General features: G+C 65.2%; 1 pseudogene. It reads left to right on the forward strand.

From position 1 onward, the window contains the following. Positions 1–2: 2 nt before the first annotated feature. Positions 3–305: pseudogene (locus tag F1735_RS34685) on the forward strand (DNA polymerase III subunit delta'); the annotation flags it as partial.

The following is a 305-nucleotide window of genomic DNA, read 5'->3' on the forward strand; positions in this document are numbered from 1 at the left end:
CGATCCTGTTCCACGGCGCCGCCGGCACCGGCAAGGCCGATTTTATCGAAGCCTTTGCCCAGTCCCTGCTGTGCGAAAACGTGCGTCCGGATGGCCATGCCTGCGGCAGCTGCGGTTCCTGCGGCTGGTTTTCGCAGCAAAACCATCCCGATTACCGGCGCGTGCGTCCGGAGGCGCTGGAAGACGACGCGCCGGCCGAGGGCGAGGAGGGTGCGGATGCCGACGGCGGCAAGAAAGCCAAGTCGGCCAAGGCACCGTCGAAAGAGATCAAGATCGAGCAAATCCGCGCCCTGGCCGACTTCATG

This window comes from Massilia genomosp. 1, from assembly GCF_011682185.1.
In the GTDB taxonomy this organism is placed as follows: Bacteria; Pseudomonadota; Gammaproteobacteria; order Burkholderiales; family Burkholderiaceae_D; genus Telluria_A; species Telluria_A rubra.